The organism is Methylobacterium sp. E-005 (assembly GCF_022829725.1).
Classification (GTDB): domain Bacteria; phylum Pseudomonadota; class Alphaproteobacteria; order Rhizobiales; family Beijerinckiaceae; genus Methylobacterium.
This window is the reverse complement of record NZ_JAKSYG010000252.1, coordinates 1-301: the sequence shown is the minus strand read 5'-3', so window position 1 is coordinate 301 and position 301 is coordinate 1. Positions and strand designations below refer to the sequence as shown.

General features: G+C 80.1%; 1 pseudogene. It reads left to right on the top strand.

The features are described from left to right. Positions 1 to 301, top strand: a pseudogene (locus MKK88_RS30920) (hypothetical protein); the annotation flags it as partial.

Sequence of the window (301 nt, the reverse complement as noted above, 5' to 3'; positions counted from 1 at the left end):
CCGCTACGGCGACGGAAACCGCCAGCCAGTCGACCACGGTCGCGGCCGCGGCCGAGGAGGCCGCCTCCAACGTCACTACGGTCGCCGCGGCGGCCGAGGAACTGGGCTCGTCGGCGCAGGTGATCAGCCGGCAGGTCGCCGGCCCGGCCGAGCTCGCGCAGCGCGCCGCGCCCGAGGCTCACCACGCCGCTCGACCCGTTCAGGAGCCTGGCCCCCCCGTCGCCCCGGACGGCCGCGTGCCCGGCCCCGCGCCGGGCCCCAGGGGTGTTCCCCGGCTGCGCCTGTCGCCCGGCCAGCCGCC